Raw genomic sequence first — 17,106 nt, 5'->3', positions numbered from 1 at the left:
ATATAGAGATCGTGTATAAATTTCATGAATAGTCTTATAAATTATGAGAAGATAAAGTTTAAACTTTATCTTCTTACTTTGATAATAATCTTTTTTCTCCTTCAATTTCCTGAATAGGTGCTATATTTTGAGTGAACTCTAATGTACCTAAATAGTTTCCTAAGTTATCTCTAACTGCAAAATATCTGATCAGAACAAAAATATTCCCCATTTTTATCCAAAAATCCTCATTATCTTTTTTACCCGATTTAAAATCTTCAAGCATTTTTTCTACTATATGAACACTTGCTGGTGGATGACAATTTTGAACACTTCTACCTATAACAGCTTTAGTTCTAGGAAATATCCTTTCTTTTCCTTGAGAAAAATACTTTACTATATCATCTTTATCAATAAAAGTCATGTCTCCAGGTATACTATTTAATATATGATTTAATTCTTTAGAGGATAAAATTCCAGTTTCAAACTTTATATATCCTCCTTCAATTTCTCCCTTTGATTCTTCCTTTCCCTCTATATTTATTCGTTTAAGTTTCCACTCTACTTCTGGAGCTACTATAGCATATCCAATTTCATCACTTTCATTGTAAATACTAATCCACTCATCTTCTGTTAAAGTATCTAAGCTCATAGGAAATAAGATACTTTCTTCTTTAAAAATCATCTCTTTTATTTGACTAATAGTATTCTCAATTTTATTAATAACTTCATCTTTATTCCCTTTATAATTCATAAGCGTTAATTTCACATCTTTAATCATAGACCTTATATCATCGTCTACACCCCACATAACCTTCGGTGGAGCTGTAACCCCATATTTCTCTAAATAAGGAAATATTAAATTCTCTTTTCTACTGTAGTGTTTGTCTATATCCCAAAGTAAGTTAAAATCTTCAATAAGATTGGTAATATTTTCTTTAGAATCTTCAGATTTAAATTTTTCTAAGTTAGGATATGCTCTTTCTTCAATATACTTATTAATTGCTTCATTTTCTTTTTTTAACGTATAGATTGGATGACCGGGAACTTCTTCTGGATGATGAATTTCTTCTATTGATCCTTTAAACACAGCTGCATGGACATCGCACAAGTTTTGGATTTCTTCAATAGGTAAACCCTCCTTAACAAGCTGTTGCTCCATTTCTGATATCTCAGTTGGAGATACTCCCTCTATAACTTTAGCAAACTTACCCTTGACTTCTTCTACTGTTTTTCCTTCATGAAGTTCTTTAATAACTTCTTTTAACATATTTTGTCTATATTCTCTATTATTGATTAATTCACTCATTCTATCACTCCTAACTACTTCTATTTATAGAATATAGTACCCCTTAAACATTAATATATAATAAGATAAAAAAATAAATTTTTTTAATAATTTAGATAATCCAATAAAATAACTGTAGAAAAAAGTACTTAAGCACTTTTCTCTACAGTTATCTAAGTATTTCAAGAAAGTCTAATATCTTTAATACTTTTTTTATTTGAATTATTCCTACATAATTAGTATAATTTAATTAATGATAATGATTATCAATTTCATTGATTAAATTATATAATGACTTCTAATAAAATTATTTAAAAAATAACTATCTTTTTTTAAATTTTATATTACATTAAAGGGGATGATTTTATGATGCTTTTGGAAGATGACTTAATTAGAGAAGTAAATTGTAAGAACAAAAATAAAGCTATTATCTGCTATAGAGAATTGTTTAACGACTTTAAGAAATATGATTTTGGAAATGGCTGTTGTTTTAAGTCTATAAAAAACCACCTAATATGTCTAAACTGTATTTTATATAAAAATGCTTGTACTAATTCTGCCTGCAAGAAAAGTGTATATGAAAAAAGAAATAGTTTTATTAAAGAAATAGAAAAAAGAACCTCCCTTGAACAATTGTATTCATTAGGAGAAGAAATTATAATTTTTTATATGAATATTATCAATAGCAGATATGTATATACTAAACATCCTATTATTAACGCAGCCTTAGCTTATATACATAATCATATTAATGAAGATTTAACCCTTGAAAAAGTAGCAGAAGAAATTCATGTAAGTAAGAGCCATCTTTCAAACCTATTTCCTAAATATATAGGGTATAGTTTTTCTTATTATATAAGCAAAGTAAAAGTTGATAAATCTAAACTTCTACTGAAAAACACTTCTCTTTCTCTATTGGATATTGCTTTTGAATGTGGATTTAATAGTCAAAGCTATTTTTGTTATACTTTTAAAAAAGTTGAAGGGATTACTCCCAAGCAATATAGAACAAAAATACAATAAAACCAGCTATTTAGCTGGTTTTATTGATAAATTACATTATAAGGTAATTGTCTTTTATATGTGTTCAATTTATTTAAATCTAAATACATATAGTCTGTATTAGCTTTCATTTCTACAAATCCTAGAGATGAATAAAAATTCTTTAAATGTTTTACAGCTATATCCCTTTCTTCCTTGCTCATAGATTCCATAGAATCATACTCTGGATCATCAGTAATAGGATCTGGGAAAAGCCCTATATATCTAACATTATTTTGTAAAAATAAATTAATATTCTTTTCAAAGGTATCTAATACATATCTCCCAACTCCACCACCTCTATATTGAGGATAGATAAAAAGTCGGTCCAAGTGATATATATTTGCTCCTTCTTTTTTAAAACAAGCTGTTTCTTTAATTAAACAATTACAAATGTCAAAGGTTTCTTCATCATATTGATAAATTAAAGAAATCATATTATTTATTTTTTTCTCTTTTCCTAGTTGAACTAGATCGAAAAAATGACCTTTTAACTCGCCAATAATAATTTCCTTACCATTTACCACTTCGCAAATATCTAAATGTAATTCTTTAGTATAAGGGTTATAATTATGAGATAATTTTGGATTCTCCCTTAGATAAATAGCAGGGTCGTAATCATCATCTGAATCCTCACTGTCGGTTTCGATAGTTTCTCCTCCCTTTAATTTTTTTGAAAATATCCTAAGTTAACAAATATAAAATCCTTCATATCTCGCCTCCCTTAATAATATTATCCCCAATTTTCTGCCAAAAATCAAAAAAATAGGCACAGCTCTTAATTTTTTGAAGGGGTTGAACTATGCCTATGGTGGGCTTATTTATGCTCTTCAAGAAGTGAAATAGCCTCATTGTAGAGTCCTGTAATTTTTGAAGTTACAGTGTCATTTATTATTTTGTTATTATCTTCTATAATGCTTACATATTTAGAAACTATCTCACTTGTTACAGTATTTTTCATATTAGAAGTTCTTTTGTAACTATCAAATACCTCATCATGTATTTTCTTAGTATTATTATCTGCTATTGGAGTATTATCTGTTCCTCCTAAATATACCTTTAGGTAGCCTCCATACCATCTTAGCATTTCTTCATATCTTTGACCTTCAGAGTATTTTTTGATAAAACTTTCTATCTTTATCATTCTACTAGCTAAGTCATCAAAAGTAATTCGTAATCCTGCATCTATTATAGCTGGTTCATTAGAATCTATAGATTTTATAGCGATATATTCTTTCCACTCATCAGTAATATGATTATTATATACTTTTAACTTTTCATAATCTATTATTGGATAATAAGCTCCTTCTAAATTAATTAGTTTATACTTGCTATTAAAAATCTTACTTACAATTTCTTTTAATTCCTTGTTCTTTATATCTTTCATCTTATCTTCAGGGAAAAATATTTCTTCAGAAGAAATACTCATTAGTTCGCTTTCTTTATCTTCATCAAGAAGCATATCTGTATATGTTTCTAAATATTTTTCTTGGGTCTTTTCAAGGTCACTAATCATCTTGTCCCCTTCTAATTGAGAAACTTTCCCAATATTTTCTTCTATATACTTAATGATTGCATCAGGACCATTGTCACTTTCAACTATAGCTTTAAAATTCTTCATTATTTTTTCTTTCTGATTTTCGTCTTCCTTAACTACTTCATTGGTATCTTCAATCTTTTCATTAGGTTCTTTTACCTCTGGCTTCTTTTTGCTACAACCTGAAAGAGTTATAAATATAACCAAAGTCATTATTAATAAAGGTATGATTATATTTCTTTTCATATAATCCCTTCTTTCATTTTTATTTTATGTAACTATTATACCCTAAATATATCAAATTCTACTTTCTAAGTCGTTACAAATTCGTTACAATATTATATAATTAAAGTAATATAATAAGGTTGGTGATAATATGAAGGATATTGACCTAATTTTAAAAAAACAAAAGGATTTCTTTAACTCTAATGCTACTAAAGATTTATCCTTTAGAATAAACGCTTTAAATAAGCTGAAAAAGATAATCATTAAATATGAAAAACCTTTATTAGAAGCTTTATATAAAGATTTGGGTAAGTCCGAATTTGAAGGTTACTCTACTGAAGTTGGGATTGTCTTAAGTGAAATAACCCACACTTTAAAATATATCAATAAATGGGCAAAGCCTAAAAAAGTTCCTACACAACTAACCAACTTTAAATCTAGAAGTTATATTTATCCCGAGCCTTATGGAAATATATTGATAATGTCTCCTTGGAATTATCCTTTTCAACTTTCCATAGCTCCTTTAATAGGTGCTATTAGTGGAGGCAATACAGCTATTATTAAACCTTCTAGGTTTTCAAAATATACTACTAGTCTTATGTGCGAAATGCTGAATGATAATTTTCCCCAAGAATTTATATATGTAATAGACGGTCATGAAACTTCTTCTCAAGAGATTTTAGAAAGAAAATTTGATTATATCTTCTATACAGGCAGTATTCCCATAGGTAAAATAGTTATGGCAAAGGCAGCCGAAAGCCTAACTCCAATAACCTTGGAACTAGGAGGAAAAAGTCCTTGCATTGTGGATAAAGAAGGAGATATTGATCTCTTTGCAAAAAGAATTATTTGGGGTAAATTTTTAAATGCAGGTCAAACTTGTGTAGCACCAGATTATGTATATGTCCATAAGGATGTAAAAGATAACCTTATAAACAGGATGATTAAATACATAGATGAATTTTACGGAAAAAATACTAGCACCAATAAAGAGTATCCTAAAATAATAAATGAAAAACAATTTAATAGGCTAATTAAACTTTTAGAAAAAAATAAAGTAATCTATGGTGGAAACTACAATATAGAAAAGCTTCATATAGATCCAACTATAATGGATGAAGTTACTTGGGAAGATCCTGTTATGGATGATGAAATTTTTGGTCCAATATTACCTATTATGACCTATAATAACTTGGATAAAGTAATAGAAGAAATTAAAGAAAAACCTCGACCTTTAGCTTTATATGTATTCTCTTCTAATAAATCAATAACAGACAAAATAATAGGAAGTATATCCTTCGGTGGTGGATGTATCAATGATACAATAATGCATTTATCAAGCCCCTATATGCCCTTTGGTGGTGTAGGATATAGTGGCATGGGGGGATACCATGGAAAGTACAGCTTTGATACCTTTACACATTATAAAAGTATTTTAAATAAAAGCATTAAATTTGATTTGCCTATTAGATATGCTCCTTTTGAAGGAAAGTTAAGCTTAGTTAAAAAATTTTTAAAATAAGGATGGAGAAATCTCCATCCTTATTTCTATACATTATAAGAATCTATTAACTTTTCATCTTCATAGGTTAAGTTATCATGGGCTGTAGATAACATTAATTTTAACCTATTAAGCTGATTTACTTCACTAGCTCCTGGATCATAGTCGATGGGAACTATATTGGCTTTAGGATAAATGTCCCTTATAGCTTTTATCATACCTTTTCCTGTAATATGGTTAGGTAAACATCCAAAAGGTTGAACACAGACTATGTTTTCTGCTCCGGCTTCGATTAATTCTAACATTTCTGCTGTTAGCAACCATCCTTCTCCAGATTGATTTCCTAGGGATATTAAGGTTTCTGCTAATTCTCCTAGTTTATATATAGTTAAAGGTGCTTCAAATTTCTCACTATTATTTAAGGCTTCTCTAACATACTTTCTATAGGATTCAATAAACTTTATTCCTATATCTCCACCCAGTTTTCCTCCTACACCTTTTCCTAAATGTTTGTATTTAAAAGTAGCATTATAACAGCAATACAATAGAAAATCTGTTAAATCGGAAACTACTACCTCTGCCCCTTCCTTTTCAAGAATCTCTATAAGCTCATTGTTAGCTACAGGATGGTATTTAACTAATATTTCTCCAACAATACCAACTTTAGGCTTAGATATATTCCTAATTTCTAAGTCTTCAAAGTCTTTAATCATACTAGATATGTTTTCTATAAATTCTTTTTTACTACCAACTTTTGCTGCTTCTATACATTTATCTAGCCATTTATCATATAAGAGGTTTGTAGAACCTGCTATCTTTTCGTATGGTCTAGTTTTTAAAGTAAGTCTCATTAATAAATCTCCATATAATACTGCCATAACTCCTTTTTTCCCCATGTCTAAGGTAAAAGTAAATCCAGGATTCTTCTCTATACCTTGAGCACTAACACTAATTACAGGAACTTGAGAAAGCCCTGCCTCCTTCAATGCCTTTCTTAAAAAGCCTACATAGTTAGAAGCTCTACACATACCTCCAGTTTGAGTAATTAAAAGAGAAGTATTGTCTAAATCATATTTTCCAGACTTTAAAGCAGAGATAAACTGACCCACTACCATAATGGAAGGATAACAAGCATCGTTATTTACATACTTTAATCCTTCATTTACAGCTTCTTTATCTACAGAAGATAAAACCTCCATATTATACCCACAGCTATTAAATACAACTTCTAGTATTTTAAACTGTGTAGGTGCCATTTGAGGAATTAAGATAGTGTGTTTATCTCTCATCTCTTTAGTAAACATTTTTCTATCCTCTGTTCCTATAATCTTTTCAGAAGTATAACCTCTCTTTTTCCTTTCCTCTAAAGCTGCCTTTAAAGATCTAACTCTAATCTTTGCTGCGCCTAAATTACTTACTTCATCTATTTTTAATTGAGTATATATCTTACCATAATCATGAAGAATCTCTTGTACTTGGTCTGTAGTAACTGCATCTAGCCCACAACCAAAAGAATTCAACTGAATAAGTTCCAAATTATCTTTCTTGGCTACAACATTTGCACTTCTATAGAGCCTTGAATGATAAGTCCACTGGTCTAATACTCTTAAAGGCCTTTCTATTTCAGATAAATGATCAATAGAGTCTTCTGTCAACACTGCCATTCCTAAAGATGTAATAAGATTTGGAATACCGTGATTTATAGCTGGATCAATATGATAAGGTCTTCCGGCTAAAACTATTCCCTTTAATCCTTTCTCATCTAAATAAGAAATTACTTGCTTACCTTTATTCCTTATATCATTTTTATATCTATATAACTCTTCCCATCCTTTTTTAAGGGCATTACTGATTTCTTTAGCTGGTATATTTAAAGGCTCTAAAGACTTTATCAATTCTTTCTTTAAACTTCCCTTATGATCTAGGGTAATAAAAGGATTTAAAAACAATATATCTTTTTCTTGGATATCTACAATATTATGTTTGATTACCTCTGGATAACCTGCTACTACAGGACAATTCAAGTGATTATCGGAAGTACTGTCTTCTTGTTCTTCATAGAATACAGAAGGATAAAAGATAAATTTAATATCCTTTTCTATTAAATCCATAATATGTCCGTGGGTAATTTTAGCTGGATAACAAGCAGTTTCACTAGGTATAGAACTAATCCCTTTCTCATAGATACCTCTATTAGAAGGAGAGGATAATTCCACTCTAAATCCTAGTTCTGTAAAAAAGCTATGCCAGAATGGATAATTTTCATACATATTTAGTACCCTAGGGATACCTACACTTCCCCTAGGTGCTTTACTTTTATCTAAAGACTTATAATTAAAAGTCCTTTTATACTTATAGTCATAAAGATCAGGTAAGCTTTCTTCTACTTTGTCTAGGCCGGCACCTCTTTCACATCTGTTTCCAGTAATATATTTACTCCCGTCAGAAAATATATTTATTGTTAATAAACAATTGTTTCCACATTTACCACATTTCCCTTGTGTAGTTCTATAAGAAAACTTATCTATATCTTCCTGTGAGAATATCTTTGAATTCTTTCCTTCTTCATATCTTTCCTTAGCTATAATAGCAGCTCCTAAGGCACCCATTAATCCTGCAATATTTGGCCTTACTGCTTCTCTCTCAGAAATAAGTTCAAAGCTACGTAAAACTGCATCCCCATAAAAAGTACCACCTTGAACTACAATTTTTTCTCCCATTTCTTTTGGATCTCTTATTTTAATTACCTTTTGAAGAGCATTCTTAATTACGGAATATGCTAGTCCAGCAGCAATATCGCCTACAGTAGCCCCTTCCTTTTGAGCCTGTTTAACTTTGGAATTCATAAATACAGTACATCTTGAACCTAAATCTACAGGGTTTTCAGCCATAAGCCCTTCATTTAAAAAGTCCTCTACAGACATATTTAAAGAACGAGCGAAAGTTTCAATAAAAGAACCACAACCAGAAGAACAAGCTTCATTGAGCTGTATGCTGTCTATTACTCCATCCTTTATCTTCATACACTTCATATCCTGTCCGCCAATATCTAAGATAAAGTCTACTTCTGGTTGAAAAAACTTAGCCCCTTTATAATGAGCTATAGTTTCAACTTCTCCTTCATCAATATTTAGAGCAGCCTTTATAAATTCCTCTCCATAACCAGTAACACAAGAATAAGTTATTCTATTTTCTTTAGGTAATTTATTATATATATCCTTAATTATAAAAATGGATTGATCTAAAGGCTTACCTCTATTGTTTCCATAATAGGAGTACAATATCTCACTGTCTTCACTAATTAAAATAGCTTTTGTAGTAGTGGAACCTGCATCTATTCCTAGAAAAGTTTTCCCACTATAATCCCTAATTTCCTTTTCATTAATATGGTGAATTTCATGTTTACTTTTAAATTCTTTATATTCTTTTTCATCTTTAAAAAGAGGGTCTACCTTTTTAATTTCTAAATCACTATGTTGATTTAAATTTGATAACCTATTTTTTAATTCTTCATAGCTAATATCCTTTTCTTCTGCAGAAGATATAGCTGCTCCTATTGCTACATATAGTTGGGAATTATCTGGATAGATTACTTCTTCTTTTTTGAGATGGAGAGTTTCTATAAATCTATCTCTAAGACTGGACAAAAAGTGTAGAGGTCCTCCTAGAAAAGCAACTTTACCTTTAATTGGTCTACCGCAAGCTAAATTTGATATAGTTTGATTTACAACAGACTGAAGCACAGAAGCACTAATGTCCTCTTTAGAAGCTCCTTGATTTATCAGAGCTTGTATATCAGTTTTTGCAAAAACACCACATCTTGAAGCTATAGAATAAATTATCTTATGATTTTTAGCTAATTTATTTAATCCTTCCGCATCAGTTTCTAGTAAAGAAGCCATTTGATCAATAAAAGCGCCTGTACCTCCTGCACAAATGCTATTCATTCTTTGCTCTAAAGTACCATCAAAGTAGGTTATTTTAGCATCTTCTCCGCCTAATTCTATAGCTACATCTGTTTCAGGAATGAAAGTCTGAATACCCTTAGTAGAAGAAACTACTTCTTGGACAAAGGGTATCTTAAGCCATTGATGAACCGATAATCCACCAGAACCAGTTACCATTAATGTTATTCTTTCATTTTTGAAATTTCTGTATCCTTCCATTAACATTTGTTTAACAGTATTTTTCACATCTGAGTAATGTCTTTTATACTTACCATAGATTAATTGGAAGGAACTATTTAAAATTACTAACTTTACTGTGGTAGAACCTACATCTAAACCTAAATGTAATTTTGTCATATTTTTGCAGCTAGGCTGCCTACCTCCTTATAATATAATAAAAACACATATTTTACATAATCTATGATTATATGGATTATAGCACTATTTAAGAATATTATAAATGGTTGAAAGTTGCTGTTTTGACTATAAAGGTCTCCTTTTCTCGAAATTTACCCATTTTTATAAGATTTTAATAACCAATCTATCTTTTATGCTGATTTTCTTTAGTTTTATTTAAAAATATAGAACATTAAGACTCCTAATAACCCAGAACATAAAATAAGCAAAATAGGATGTATTTTAGTCTTCTTCATTAAGAATAAAACTAAAATTAATATAGCGAGACTTTTCCCGTTAATTATATTCACAACATTTCTAGCCCCATTAGTTCCATTAACAGTGATAGATTCATTAAATAGAGAAGTTTCTCCAACTAAAAAAGCTGCCGACAAAATTAATCCAGTAACTACTGAGCGGATACCATAAAAAGCTTTGTCTAGCAGCCCTTCCTTCTTCTGTTTCATAACTAAAGAGGTTATTAGAGTAATTATTATTAGAGAAGGTAATACTACTCCCAATGTAGCTAAAATGCTTCCTAAAACTCCTCCTATTTCATATCCTATATAAGTAGCAGTATTTAAGGATACAGATCCTGGTGTAACTTCTGAAATAGCTATTAAATCATGGAATTGACTGCTAGACATCCAACCTTGCTTTTCTAATTCTTGCTGTATGAGGGGTATTAAAGTATATCCACCACCGAAGCTTAGCAATCCCAGTTTAAAAAAAATGTAAAATAGTTTTATCTCTACCATGTTTCCCCTCCTATTACCTATTGTATAATATGCCTAATACCCCTCCAATTAGTATAAGGATTGAGGCATTTAATTTCATAAATATAACTCCTATTATAGTAATTACAAAAAGTCCTATTTCTAATTTATTTTTTATGGTTTTTCTTGCCATGTTAATTCCAGTAATTAATATCAATCCAGCCACTGCAGTTCTAATGCCTACAAAAGCCGCTTGCATTACTGGATTGTTTCCTACTGTATTAGCAGCCATAGCTACTATAATTATTATTATAAATGATGGTAAAATTGTACCAATCATGGCTGCTATAGCGCCTAGAATACTTCCTACTCGTTTTCCAATTAATATAGAATTGTTAATGGAAAGAGATCCAGGTATAGACTCTGATAAAGCAAATATATCTAAAACTTCTTCCTCTTCTATCCATTTTCTTTTATCAACCATTTCCTTTTCAATTAAAGGTATCATTGAATACCCTCCACCAAAAGCAACCAATCCGATTTTAAAAAAAGTAAGAAATAAATCTAATATATCTTTTATGTTTACTTCTTTTTTTATTGTTTCTCCCATTCTTTACACCACCTTTTTATTCAAATATTTTGCAATGACCAATGCTGCAGCCCCTACTGCCATAGTGTTATGACCTAAGGTTGGTAATGAAAATATATATTTCATAGACCCAGGATTATATATATTTGATTTTGCTACCTCTATGGCCTTAAAATAGTAATCTTTAGAACTATCTGGTATCATTCCCCCAATTATTATCATTTGAGGATGAATAGTATTTATAATATTCCCTAATACAATTCCCATATAGGTAGCAGCTCTTTCAATAACTTCTTTAGCTAAATGATCTTTCCCCTCCGCCGCCAATATAATATCTTGAAAATTAATCTTATGAATTTCTTTATTCCCAAGAAGGATACTTTTTCTTCCCTTCTTTAACTCATAAGTAAATTCTTGAATTATTGATGGAATAGAAGAGTAGACTTCTATACAACCATGGTTTCCGCAATAACACTTTTTTCCACCAGGTTCTACTACCAAATGACCGTAGGCCCCTTCTTTATCCATGTCACTTCCTACTAAAGTACCATTAGATACAACTCCAACTCTTATACCAACACCAATATTTATATAAATAAGATTGGTTATTCCCTTATTTACATGGGTTGTATATTCACCCATTACAGCTGTACTAGCTCCATTAGCTACAAAAACGGGTATATTAAAGTATTTTTGAAATATATCTTTAAGGGATATATTGTTCCATCTCTCATTGGGGAATCCTGTTGGATTCAATAGTATTCCTTCTCTCATATCCAATGGTCCAACAGAGCCTATACCGATGCCCACAAACCTTTGTCTATCAATATTTAGCCTATCAATGTTTTCATCTATCATATTAATTATTTGACTAAAAACTTCTTCTGGGTAACTATTTTTTTTAAGAAACAAATCATTAATCCACATAGGTTCTAATTTTCCATTACATATTACAGTCCTTATATTTGATCTGGATAATTCTAGTCCTACAGAATAGCATCCATCTGGATTTATAGAAAATATCGAAGCTGGTCTTCCACCTGATGAGTAATCTGCTCCTCCTTGTTCTAATAACTCTAAATCCATAAGTTCTTTTATATTCCTATTTAGAGTCGTTCTAGGCATCTTTGTTCTTTCCATAAGATCATTAACAGTCATAGCTCCTTCTTTAAATATAATGGAATATATCTTTAATAAGTTATCATCTAATTTCATTAAAACGGTTTCTCTAAACATTATAGTTACCTCCCCAAAGTTTTGTCCATTTTGGATATTATGGATTAAAAAAATAACATTTATTAGTTTATTTATATGCTATTTTATAATTTTTCGTGCTATTTAACCCCTTTTTTTTTACGATTATACCATATTGGTTATTACTCGTCAAATATTTTTTACTTTAATTTGGTAAAATATAAAAATATTTATTTATACTGACATTTGTTATACAATATTATTCATACAATATTATTCATACAATAATTTTAAGGAGAATTTATATGGAATATAAAATATTAAGAAAAGAGAAATCTATATTTAAAGTGAATTTATTTTTTTTAGTGACTTTAGCTTGGTCTGTACTCATTCAATTTATGCCTATACCATCAAATTCCTATCAATATATAGCTTTTTTAATTCCCATTGCTATATATCTAATAATAAACAGAAATCATTCTGAAAGAATACTACGACCTAATCTATTAAATTTTAAAAGTATTTTAATAATATTTGGTATTTGGATGTGCATGCTTCCAGTTGTAATTTTAATTATTGAATTCTATACCAGTTTTTTTGGTAGTACTTTAGCAGATATAGTAGCAGAAGATGCTCATGAGCTATTTATATGGAACTTATTTTTTACAGCTATAACTCCAGCCATACTAGAAGAAATCCTTATGAGGGGTATAGTCTTAGATGGTTATAGGAATAAAAGTAGAATGGTAGCGGCTTTAGTAAATGGATTAATGTTTGGCATGCTTCATCTAAATTCTTTCCAATTTTTCCATACATTTGTAGCAGGTTTTATAGCTAGTTATGTAGTGTTTGCAACGAACTCTATATTTGGAGGTATTCTTATCCACTTTATAAACAATGGATTCCCTCTATTTATGGATAAACTTTTTCCTGCTGATCCAAATGTAGGCTATGCTGGAGATACCAATTATTTACTTTATACTATAATGGCCATACTTGGTGCTATGGGAGTATATAAATTAATTAAGCTGTTGTTTAAAGTCAATAATACTCCCATAGTGCAAAATAAGTATATATCTAATGAAAAGATTTTTAATATGCCTTTAATTATAAGTATTTTAGTATTTACAATTTTCAGTGCAGCAATAATACTATTAATTTAAAAACCCCCAGATGGGGGTTTTTAAATTATCATATCTACAGAAATTATGATGATTGCTACTTTTTAAGATATTTTTAAGACTCTGTTATGTCTCTTTTAAAATTAAGTTTATATAATTATAATATAAAAAGATAGTGGTTACAGATTTAATGAATGGATTTCTTTTTTGTATATACAATAAGAACTATTTTTATCAATAATAGTTTTATGTATATTAGCTATAATAGGACTAGAGAAATTATTTTTTATTTAAAAAATTAGAGCTAATCAGTTAAGGAGGGTTTGTAAATGAATATATTATTGGCTGAAGATGAAAAAGATATAAGGGATTTGCTGCAACTCCATTTAATTAAAGTAGGCTATACCCCTTTTTTAGCAAAAGATGGAGAAGAAGCTATTAAACTTTTTAAGGAAGAAGAAATTCACTTGGCCTTATTAGATGTAATGATGCCTAAAATTGACGGTTTTAAAGTTCTCCAATATATAAGAGAGTCCAGTAATATTCCTATATTGCTTATAACGGCTAGAGTAGAGGATGAGGATAAAATATTGGGACTGGGATTAGGAGCTGATGACTATATTCCTAAACCCTTTAGTCCTTTAGAAGTAGTAGCTAGAATAAAAGCACAATTAAGAAGATATAATCTATATGGAGCAAATGAGTCTTCTAGTAAAATAATAAAAATAGGAGACTTAAAATTAGATGAAGAAAAATACTGTATATATAAAAATGGAGAAGAGCTTTCCTTAAATGCTAAGGAATTTAAACTCTTAGCTTATTTTATGGAGAATCCAGGAAGAGTCTTTACAAAAAAGCAAATATATGAAGCCATATGGGAGGATTATTATGCCGAGGATGCCAATACTATTATGGTTCACATTAGCCATTTAAGAGACAAGGTTGAAGATAATCCAAAGGACCCAAAATACATTAAAACCATAAGAGGCATTGGCTATAGAATGGAGAAAATATGATGAAAAATAAACTGAAAATTAAAATGTCTAATCAATTATTCTTAAATTATGTTTTAGCCTTAGTTTTGGTTTTTATTTTAATTTTTGGTATAGCCATGGGATCTATTGTTTTTTTAAGTTTCAAATATCCTCATATTGCCACAGAGGAATTAGCCGACCATTTAAATCCTAAATGGACTTTTAGATTTACTGCTTTCGTTCTACTACTTTCTTTCATATTATATTCAAAGATTACTTCTAAAGTATTTATAAAACCTTTACAGCAGCTTTTAAAAGGAGTAAATAAAATAATCGAGGGAAATTATTCTGTAGAACTTAGACAAAATAGTCGAATAAATGAGATTAACGAATTGGAAAATGCTTTTAATAAAATGGCTCAAACTATAGAAAAAGAAACAGAATTAAAGGAAAAAGCAGAAGAAAGTAAAAAGAGAATGGTTTTAGATATATCTCACGATTTAAAAAATCCACTTACCAGTATAATAGGTTATTCTGAATTGCTTCTTAAAGAAGATGGTTTAGAAGAAGAGAAAAGAAAAGAAGTATTAAAAGTAATTTTAAATAACAGTATTAGAGCCAGTAGCTTAATTCAAGATCTATTTGAATATTCTTATCTAGAAAAAACAGATTATGAATTAAATTTAGAAAAAAAGGATATAACTGAATTTCTTAGAGAACTTATAGCACTCTATATACCTTTAATGGAGGATAAAAAGTTTAAATATGATTTTTCTGTCCCTGATGATGGAATATATATTTATTTTGATGAGAAAAAATTAGATAGGGCTCTATCAAACCTAATATTAAACAGCATTAAATATAATCAAGAAGGAACAGAACTCTTTATAGAATTAAAAGAAGAAGAAAATAAAATATTAATAACTATTGAAGACAGAGGAATGGGCATTCCGTTAGAGATTCAAAATGAAATATTTAAGCCCTTTGTTAGAGTTGACAGTGCAAGAAACTCTCAGACAGGCGGCACTGGTCTAGGTTTAGCCATAGCTGAAAGAATAATAGATAAACATGGTGGATCTATTACTCTAGAAAGCAAACAAGGGGAAGGAACAAAATTTAATATATGGTTAATAAAGTGAGTTGCGGAATATTTCCTTAGCTCACTTTATTTTTTAACAAATTAAAAACAAATAGATTATATTCAGCAGAAAAAGTTAAGCTTGATAAAGGTAAAAGTTAAAGAAGATGGGCAAAAGAAGTCATTCTTTATTCATCTTCTTTACTCCATAGCCAATAAAGCTGCTCCTATAGATCCTGCATACCTAGCTAGAGGGTCGGTTTCAACTTTATTATTTATTTTTTCTGATAATAATTCTACAAAAGAAACTACTTCACATAATCCTCCTGTTAAGAAAACCGTATCCGTTACACCATGTTTATTTAACATAGAATATACTCTTCCAGTAATAGAGTTTATTACTCCTCTAGATATATCTTCTCTTTTGGCGCCACTTCCAATTAAGCTAATCACTTCCGATTCAGCAAATACGGTACACATATTGGTAATGTTTATATTTTCGCCTTTTAAAGCAAGATTTCCTAATTCACCAATAGAAACGCCTAAGGTATTTGCCATTAATTCTAAAAATCTTCCTGTTCCTGCCGCACATTTATCATTCATGGTAAAGTTTATCACCTTACCATTTTTTATAGTGATAATTTTTGTATCTTGTCCACCAATATCTATTACAGTACAATCTTTTCCTAATAGATAATAAGTCCCTTTTCCGTGACAAGTAATTTCCGTTATAGTTTTATTAGCATAAGGTACAGCTACTCTTCCATATCCTGTAGCCACTATAACTGAATCCTCTAATTTAATTCCTTCATCCTCTAATTTATCTTTTATATTCTTGGAAGTTTCTACACTACTCCATCCAGTAGGCATGGTAAAATTTAGCTTTAAACTGTCTTTTTCAAATACGGTTACTTTAGAAGCAGTTGATCCAATATCAATTCCTATGTAAAACATATAATCACACCTTTTGAGTAATATATAATTAAATCTTCATTCCAGACAAATTATATCATTACACTATATAAATATTAACTAGTATAAGTAAAATCTATATATACATAATTTGCATAAATTTTTATAATAATAAAAAAGCGATTGTAATATACACAACTGCTCAATTTTTTAAACTTCTAATCATATTATAAAATGCTGTAAACAATTAGCTTAGTCACCTATAACTGTACTTGGAGTCGCATTTTTAACTATAATAACTGCATCGTAGGCCTTATTTGGGATCATGTTTAAAGTATAAAACTTCCTAATTTTCCCCTGCCAATTATTAAATTCAGCTCCAATGTTCGCCATACCCTGTTTTTCCTCGATATTGAACCCTCCCCCACTTATAGAAGATGGGGGATTCTTTTTCGTAAAGAAGTTTGCTATTACTTTTCAACCTAATTCCTTAGGAAGCCTTATTCTTTTTGGCGTGTCCAAGTACGCCCTATGCTGAAAGCAAGTGCTCACAGTTTACATTTATACTACCTTAATCCTTACTGGATTTAAATACTCTTCATTAATTA

At 29.6% G+C, this 17,106-nt stretch carries 14 protein-coding genes; 5 read left to right on the top strand and 9 right to left on the bottom strand.

The annotated features are described in order from the left end of the window. Positions 1–73: 73 nt before the first annotated feature. Positions 74–1,288: a DUF438 domain-containing protein gene (locus KQI42_RS18040; RefSeq protein WP_216521801.1), complete on the bottom strand. Its 1,215-nt coding sequence runs from the start codon at positions 1,286–1,288 to the stop codon at positions 74–76. Between the two features lie 345 nt (positions 1,289–1,633). On the opposite strand from KQI42_RS18040, the gene KQI42_RS18035 reads away from it, so the two are divergent. Next, positions 1,634–2,290 (top strand): helix-turn-helix transcriptional regulator, encoded by a 657-nt coding sequence (locus KQI42_RS18035; RefSeq protein ID WP_216521799.1) that lies wholly within the window; start codon positions 1,634–1,636, stop codon positions 2,288–2,290. Positions 2,291–2,310: 20 nt separating this feature from the next. Here the strand turns inward: KQI42_RS18035 and KQI42_RS18030 are convergent, their stop codons facing one another. Both KQI42_RS18030 and KQI42_RS18025 read right to left on the bottom strand, forming a co-directional pair. Next, positions 2,311–2,835 (bottom strand): hypothetical protein, encoded by a 525-nt coding sequence (locus KQI42_RS18030; RefSeq protein WP_216521797.1) that lies wholly within the window; start codon positions 2,833–2,835, stop codon positions 2,311–2,313. A 290-nt stretch (positions 2,836–3,125) separates the two neighbouring features. Beyond that, positions 3,126–4,091 carry a hypothetical protein gene (locus KQI42_RS18025; RefSeq protein WP_216521795.1) on the bottom strand — a complete coding sequence of 322 codons (966 nt, stop codon included), beginning with the start codon at positions 4,089–4,091 and terminating at the stop codon, positions 3,126–3,128. Between the two features lie 130 nt (positions 4,092–4,221). Here KQI42_RS18025 and KQI42_RS18020 point away from each other — a divergent pair, with 130 nt between their 5' ends. Then, positions 4,222–5,592: an aldehyde dehydrogenase gene (locus KQI42_RS18020; protein WP_216521794.1), complete on the top strand. Its 1,371-nt coding sequence runs from the start codon at positions 4,222–4,224 to the stop codon at positions 5,590–5,592. Between the two features lie 26 nt (positions 5,593–5,618). Here the strand turns inward: KQI42_RS18020 and KQI42_RS18015 are convergent, their stop codons facing one another. The 4 genes from KQI42_RS18015 to KQI42_RS18000 form a co-directional block, all read right to left on the bottom strand. Beyond that, positions 5,619–9,875, bottom strand: coding sequence for a 2-hydroxyacyl-CoA dehydratase (locus tag KQI42_RS18015; RefSeq protein ID WP_216521792.1), 4,257 nt, complete (start codon positions 9,873–9,875; stop codon positions 5,619–5,621). A gap of 212 nt (positions 9,876–10,087) precedes the next feature. Next, positions 10,088–10,672, bottom strand: coding sequence for a chromate transporter (locus tag KQI42_RS18010; protein WP_216521790.1), 585 nt, complete (start codon positions 10,670–10,672; stop codon positions 10,088–10,090). Positions 10,673–10,685: 13 nt separating this feature from the next. Next, on the bottom strand, positions 10,686–11,240 hold the full coding sequence (locus KQI42_RS18005) for a chromate transporter (RefSeq protein WP_216521788.1): 555 nt from the start codon (positions 11,238–11,240) through the stop codon (positions 10,686–10,688). A 3-nt stretch (positions 11,241–11,243) separates the two neighbouring features. Next, entirely contained in the window at positions 11,244–12,455 is a 1,212-nt protein-coding gene (locus tag KQI42_RS18000) for an ROK family transcriptional regulator (RefSeq protein WP_216521786.1), read from the bottom strand. 263 nt (positions 12,456–12,718) lie between these two features. On the opposite strand from KQI42_RS18000, the gene KQI42_RS17995 reads away from it, so the two are divergent. From KQI42_RS17995 to KQI42_RS17985, 3 genes are all read left to right on the top strand, one after another. After that, positions 12,719–13,576, top strand: a complete 858-nt coding sequence (locus KQI42_RS17995) for a CPBP family intramembrane glutamic endopeptidase (protein ID WP_216521784.1) — start codon at positions 12,719–12,721, stop codon at positions 13,574–13,576. A gap of 287 nt (positions 13,577–13,863) precedes the next feature. Continuing rightward, complete coding sequence (locus KQI42_RS17990) at positions 13,864–14,550, top strand: response regulator transcription factor (protein ID WP_216521782.1); 687 nt, start codon at positions 13,864–13,866, stop codon at positions 14,548–14,550. Next, positions 14,550–15,647 (top strand): sensor histidine kinase, encoded by a 1,098-nt coding sequence (locus KQI42_RS17985; protein ID WP_216521781.1) that lies wholly within the window; start codon positions 14,550–14,552, stop codon positions 15,645–15,647. Before KQI42_RS17990 ends, KQI42_RS17985 begins: the two co-directional genes overlap by 1 nt. Before the next feature lie 140 nt (positions 15,648–15,787). Here KQI42_RS17985 and KQI42_RS17980 read toward each other — a convergent pair whose 3' ends face one another. Beyond that, positions 15,788–16,540, bottom strand: a complete 753-nt coding sequence (locus KQI42_RS17980) for an acyl-CoA dehydratase activase (protein ID WP_216521780.1) — start codon at positions 16,538–16,540, stop codon at positions 15,788–15,790. Between the two features lie 210 nt (positions 16,541–16,750). Then, positions 16,751–16,891 carry a hypothetical protein gene (locus tag KQI42_RS17975; protein WP_216521779.1) on the bottom strand — a complete coding sequence of 47 codons (141 nt, stop codon included), beginning with the start codon at positions 16,889–16,891 and terminating at the stop codon, positions 16,751–16,753. Positions 16,892–17,106: the final 215 nt, after the last annotated feature.

This window comes from Tissierella simiarum (genome assembly GCF_018917865.1).
GTDB lineage: Bacteria > Bacillota > Clostridia > Tissierellales > Tissierellaceae > Tissierella_C > Tissierella_C simiarum.
The sequence above is the reverse complement of the archived record's forward strand: the minus strand, read 5'-3'. Positions and strand labels throughout refer to the sequence as shown.

Coding starts and splice junctions, on each gene's coding strand:
- KQI42_RS18040 (WP_216521801.1), bottom strand. CDS start 1,288: ATGAGTGAATTAATCAATAATAGAGAATATAGACAAAATATGTTAAAA.
- KQI42_RS18035 (WP_216521799.1), top strand. CDS start 1,634: ATGATGCTTTTGGAAGATGACTTAATTAGAGAAGTAAATTGTAAGAAC.
- KQI42_RS18025 (WP_216521795.1), bottom strand. CDS start 4,091: ATGAAAAGAAATATAATCATACCTTTATTAATAATGACTTTGGTTATA.
- KQI42_RS18020 (WP_216521794.1), top strand. CDS start 4,222: ATGAAGGATATTGACCTAATTTTAAAAAAACAAAAGGATTTCTTTAAC.
- KQI42_RS18015 (WP_216521792.1), bottom strand. CDS start 9,875: ATGACAAAATTACATTTAGGTTTAGATGTAGGTTCTACCACAGTAAAG.
- KQI42_RS18010 (WP_216521790.1), bottom strand. CDS start 10,672: ATGGTAGAGATAAAACTATTTTACATTTTTTTTAAACTGGGATTGCTA.
- KQI42_RS18005 (WP_216521788.1), bottom strand. CDS start 11,240: ATGGGAGAAACAATAAAAAAAGAAGTAAACATAAAAGATATATTAGAT.
- KQI42_RS18000 (WP_216521786.1), bottom strand. CDS start 12,455: ATGTTTAGAGAAACCGTTTTAATGAAATTAGATGATAACTTATTAAAG.
- KQI42_RS17995 (WP_216521784.1), top strand. CDS start 12,719: ATGGAATATAAAATATTAAGAAAAGAGAAATCTATATTTAAAGTGAAT.
- KQI42_RS17990 (WP_216521782.1), top strand. CDS start 13,864: ATGAATATATTATTGGCTGAAGATGAAAAAGATATAAGGGATTTGCTG.
- KQI42_RS17985 (WP_216521781.1), top strand. CDS start 14,550: ATGAAAAATAAACTGAAAATTAAAATGTCTAATCAATTATTCTTAAAT.
- KQI42_RS17980 (WP_216521780.1), bottom strand. CDS start 16,540: ATGTTTTACATAGGAATTGATATTGGATCAACTGCTTCTAAAGTAACC.
- KQI42_RS17975 (WP_216521779.1), bottom strand. CDS start 16,891: ATGGCGAACATTGGAGCTGAATTTAATAATTGGCAGGGGAAAATTAGG.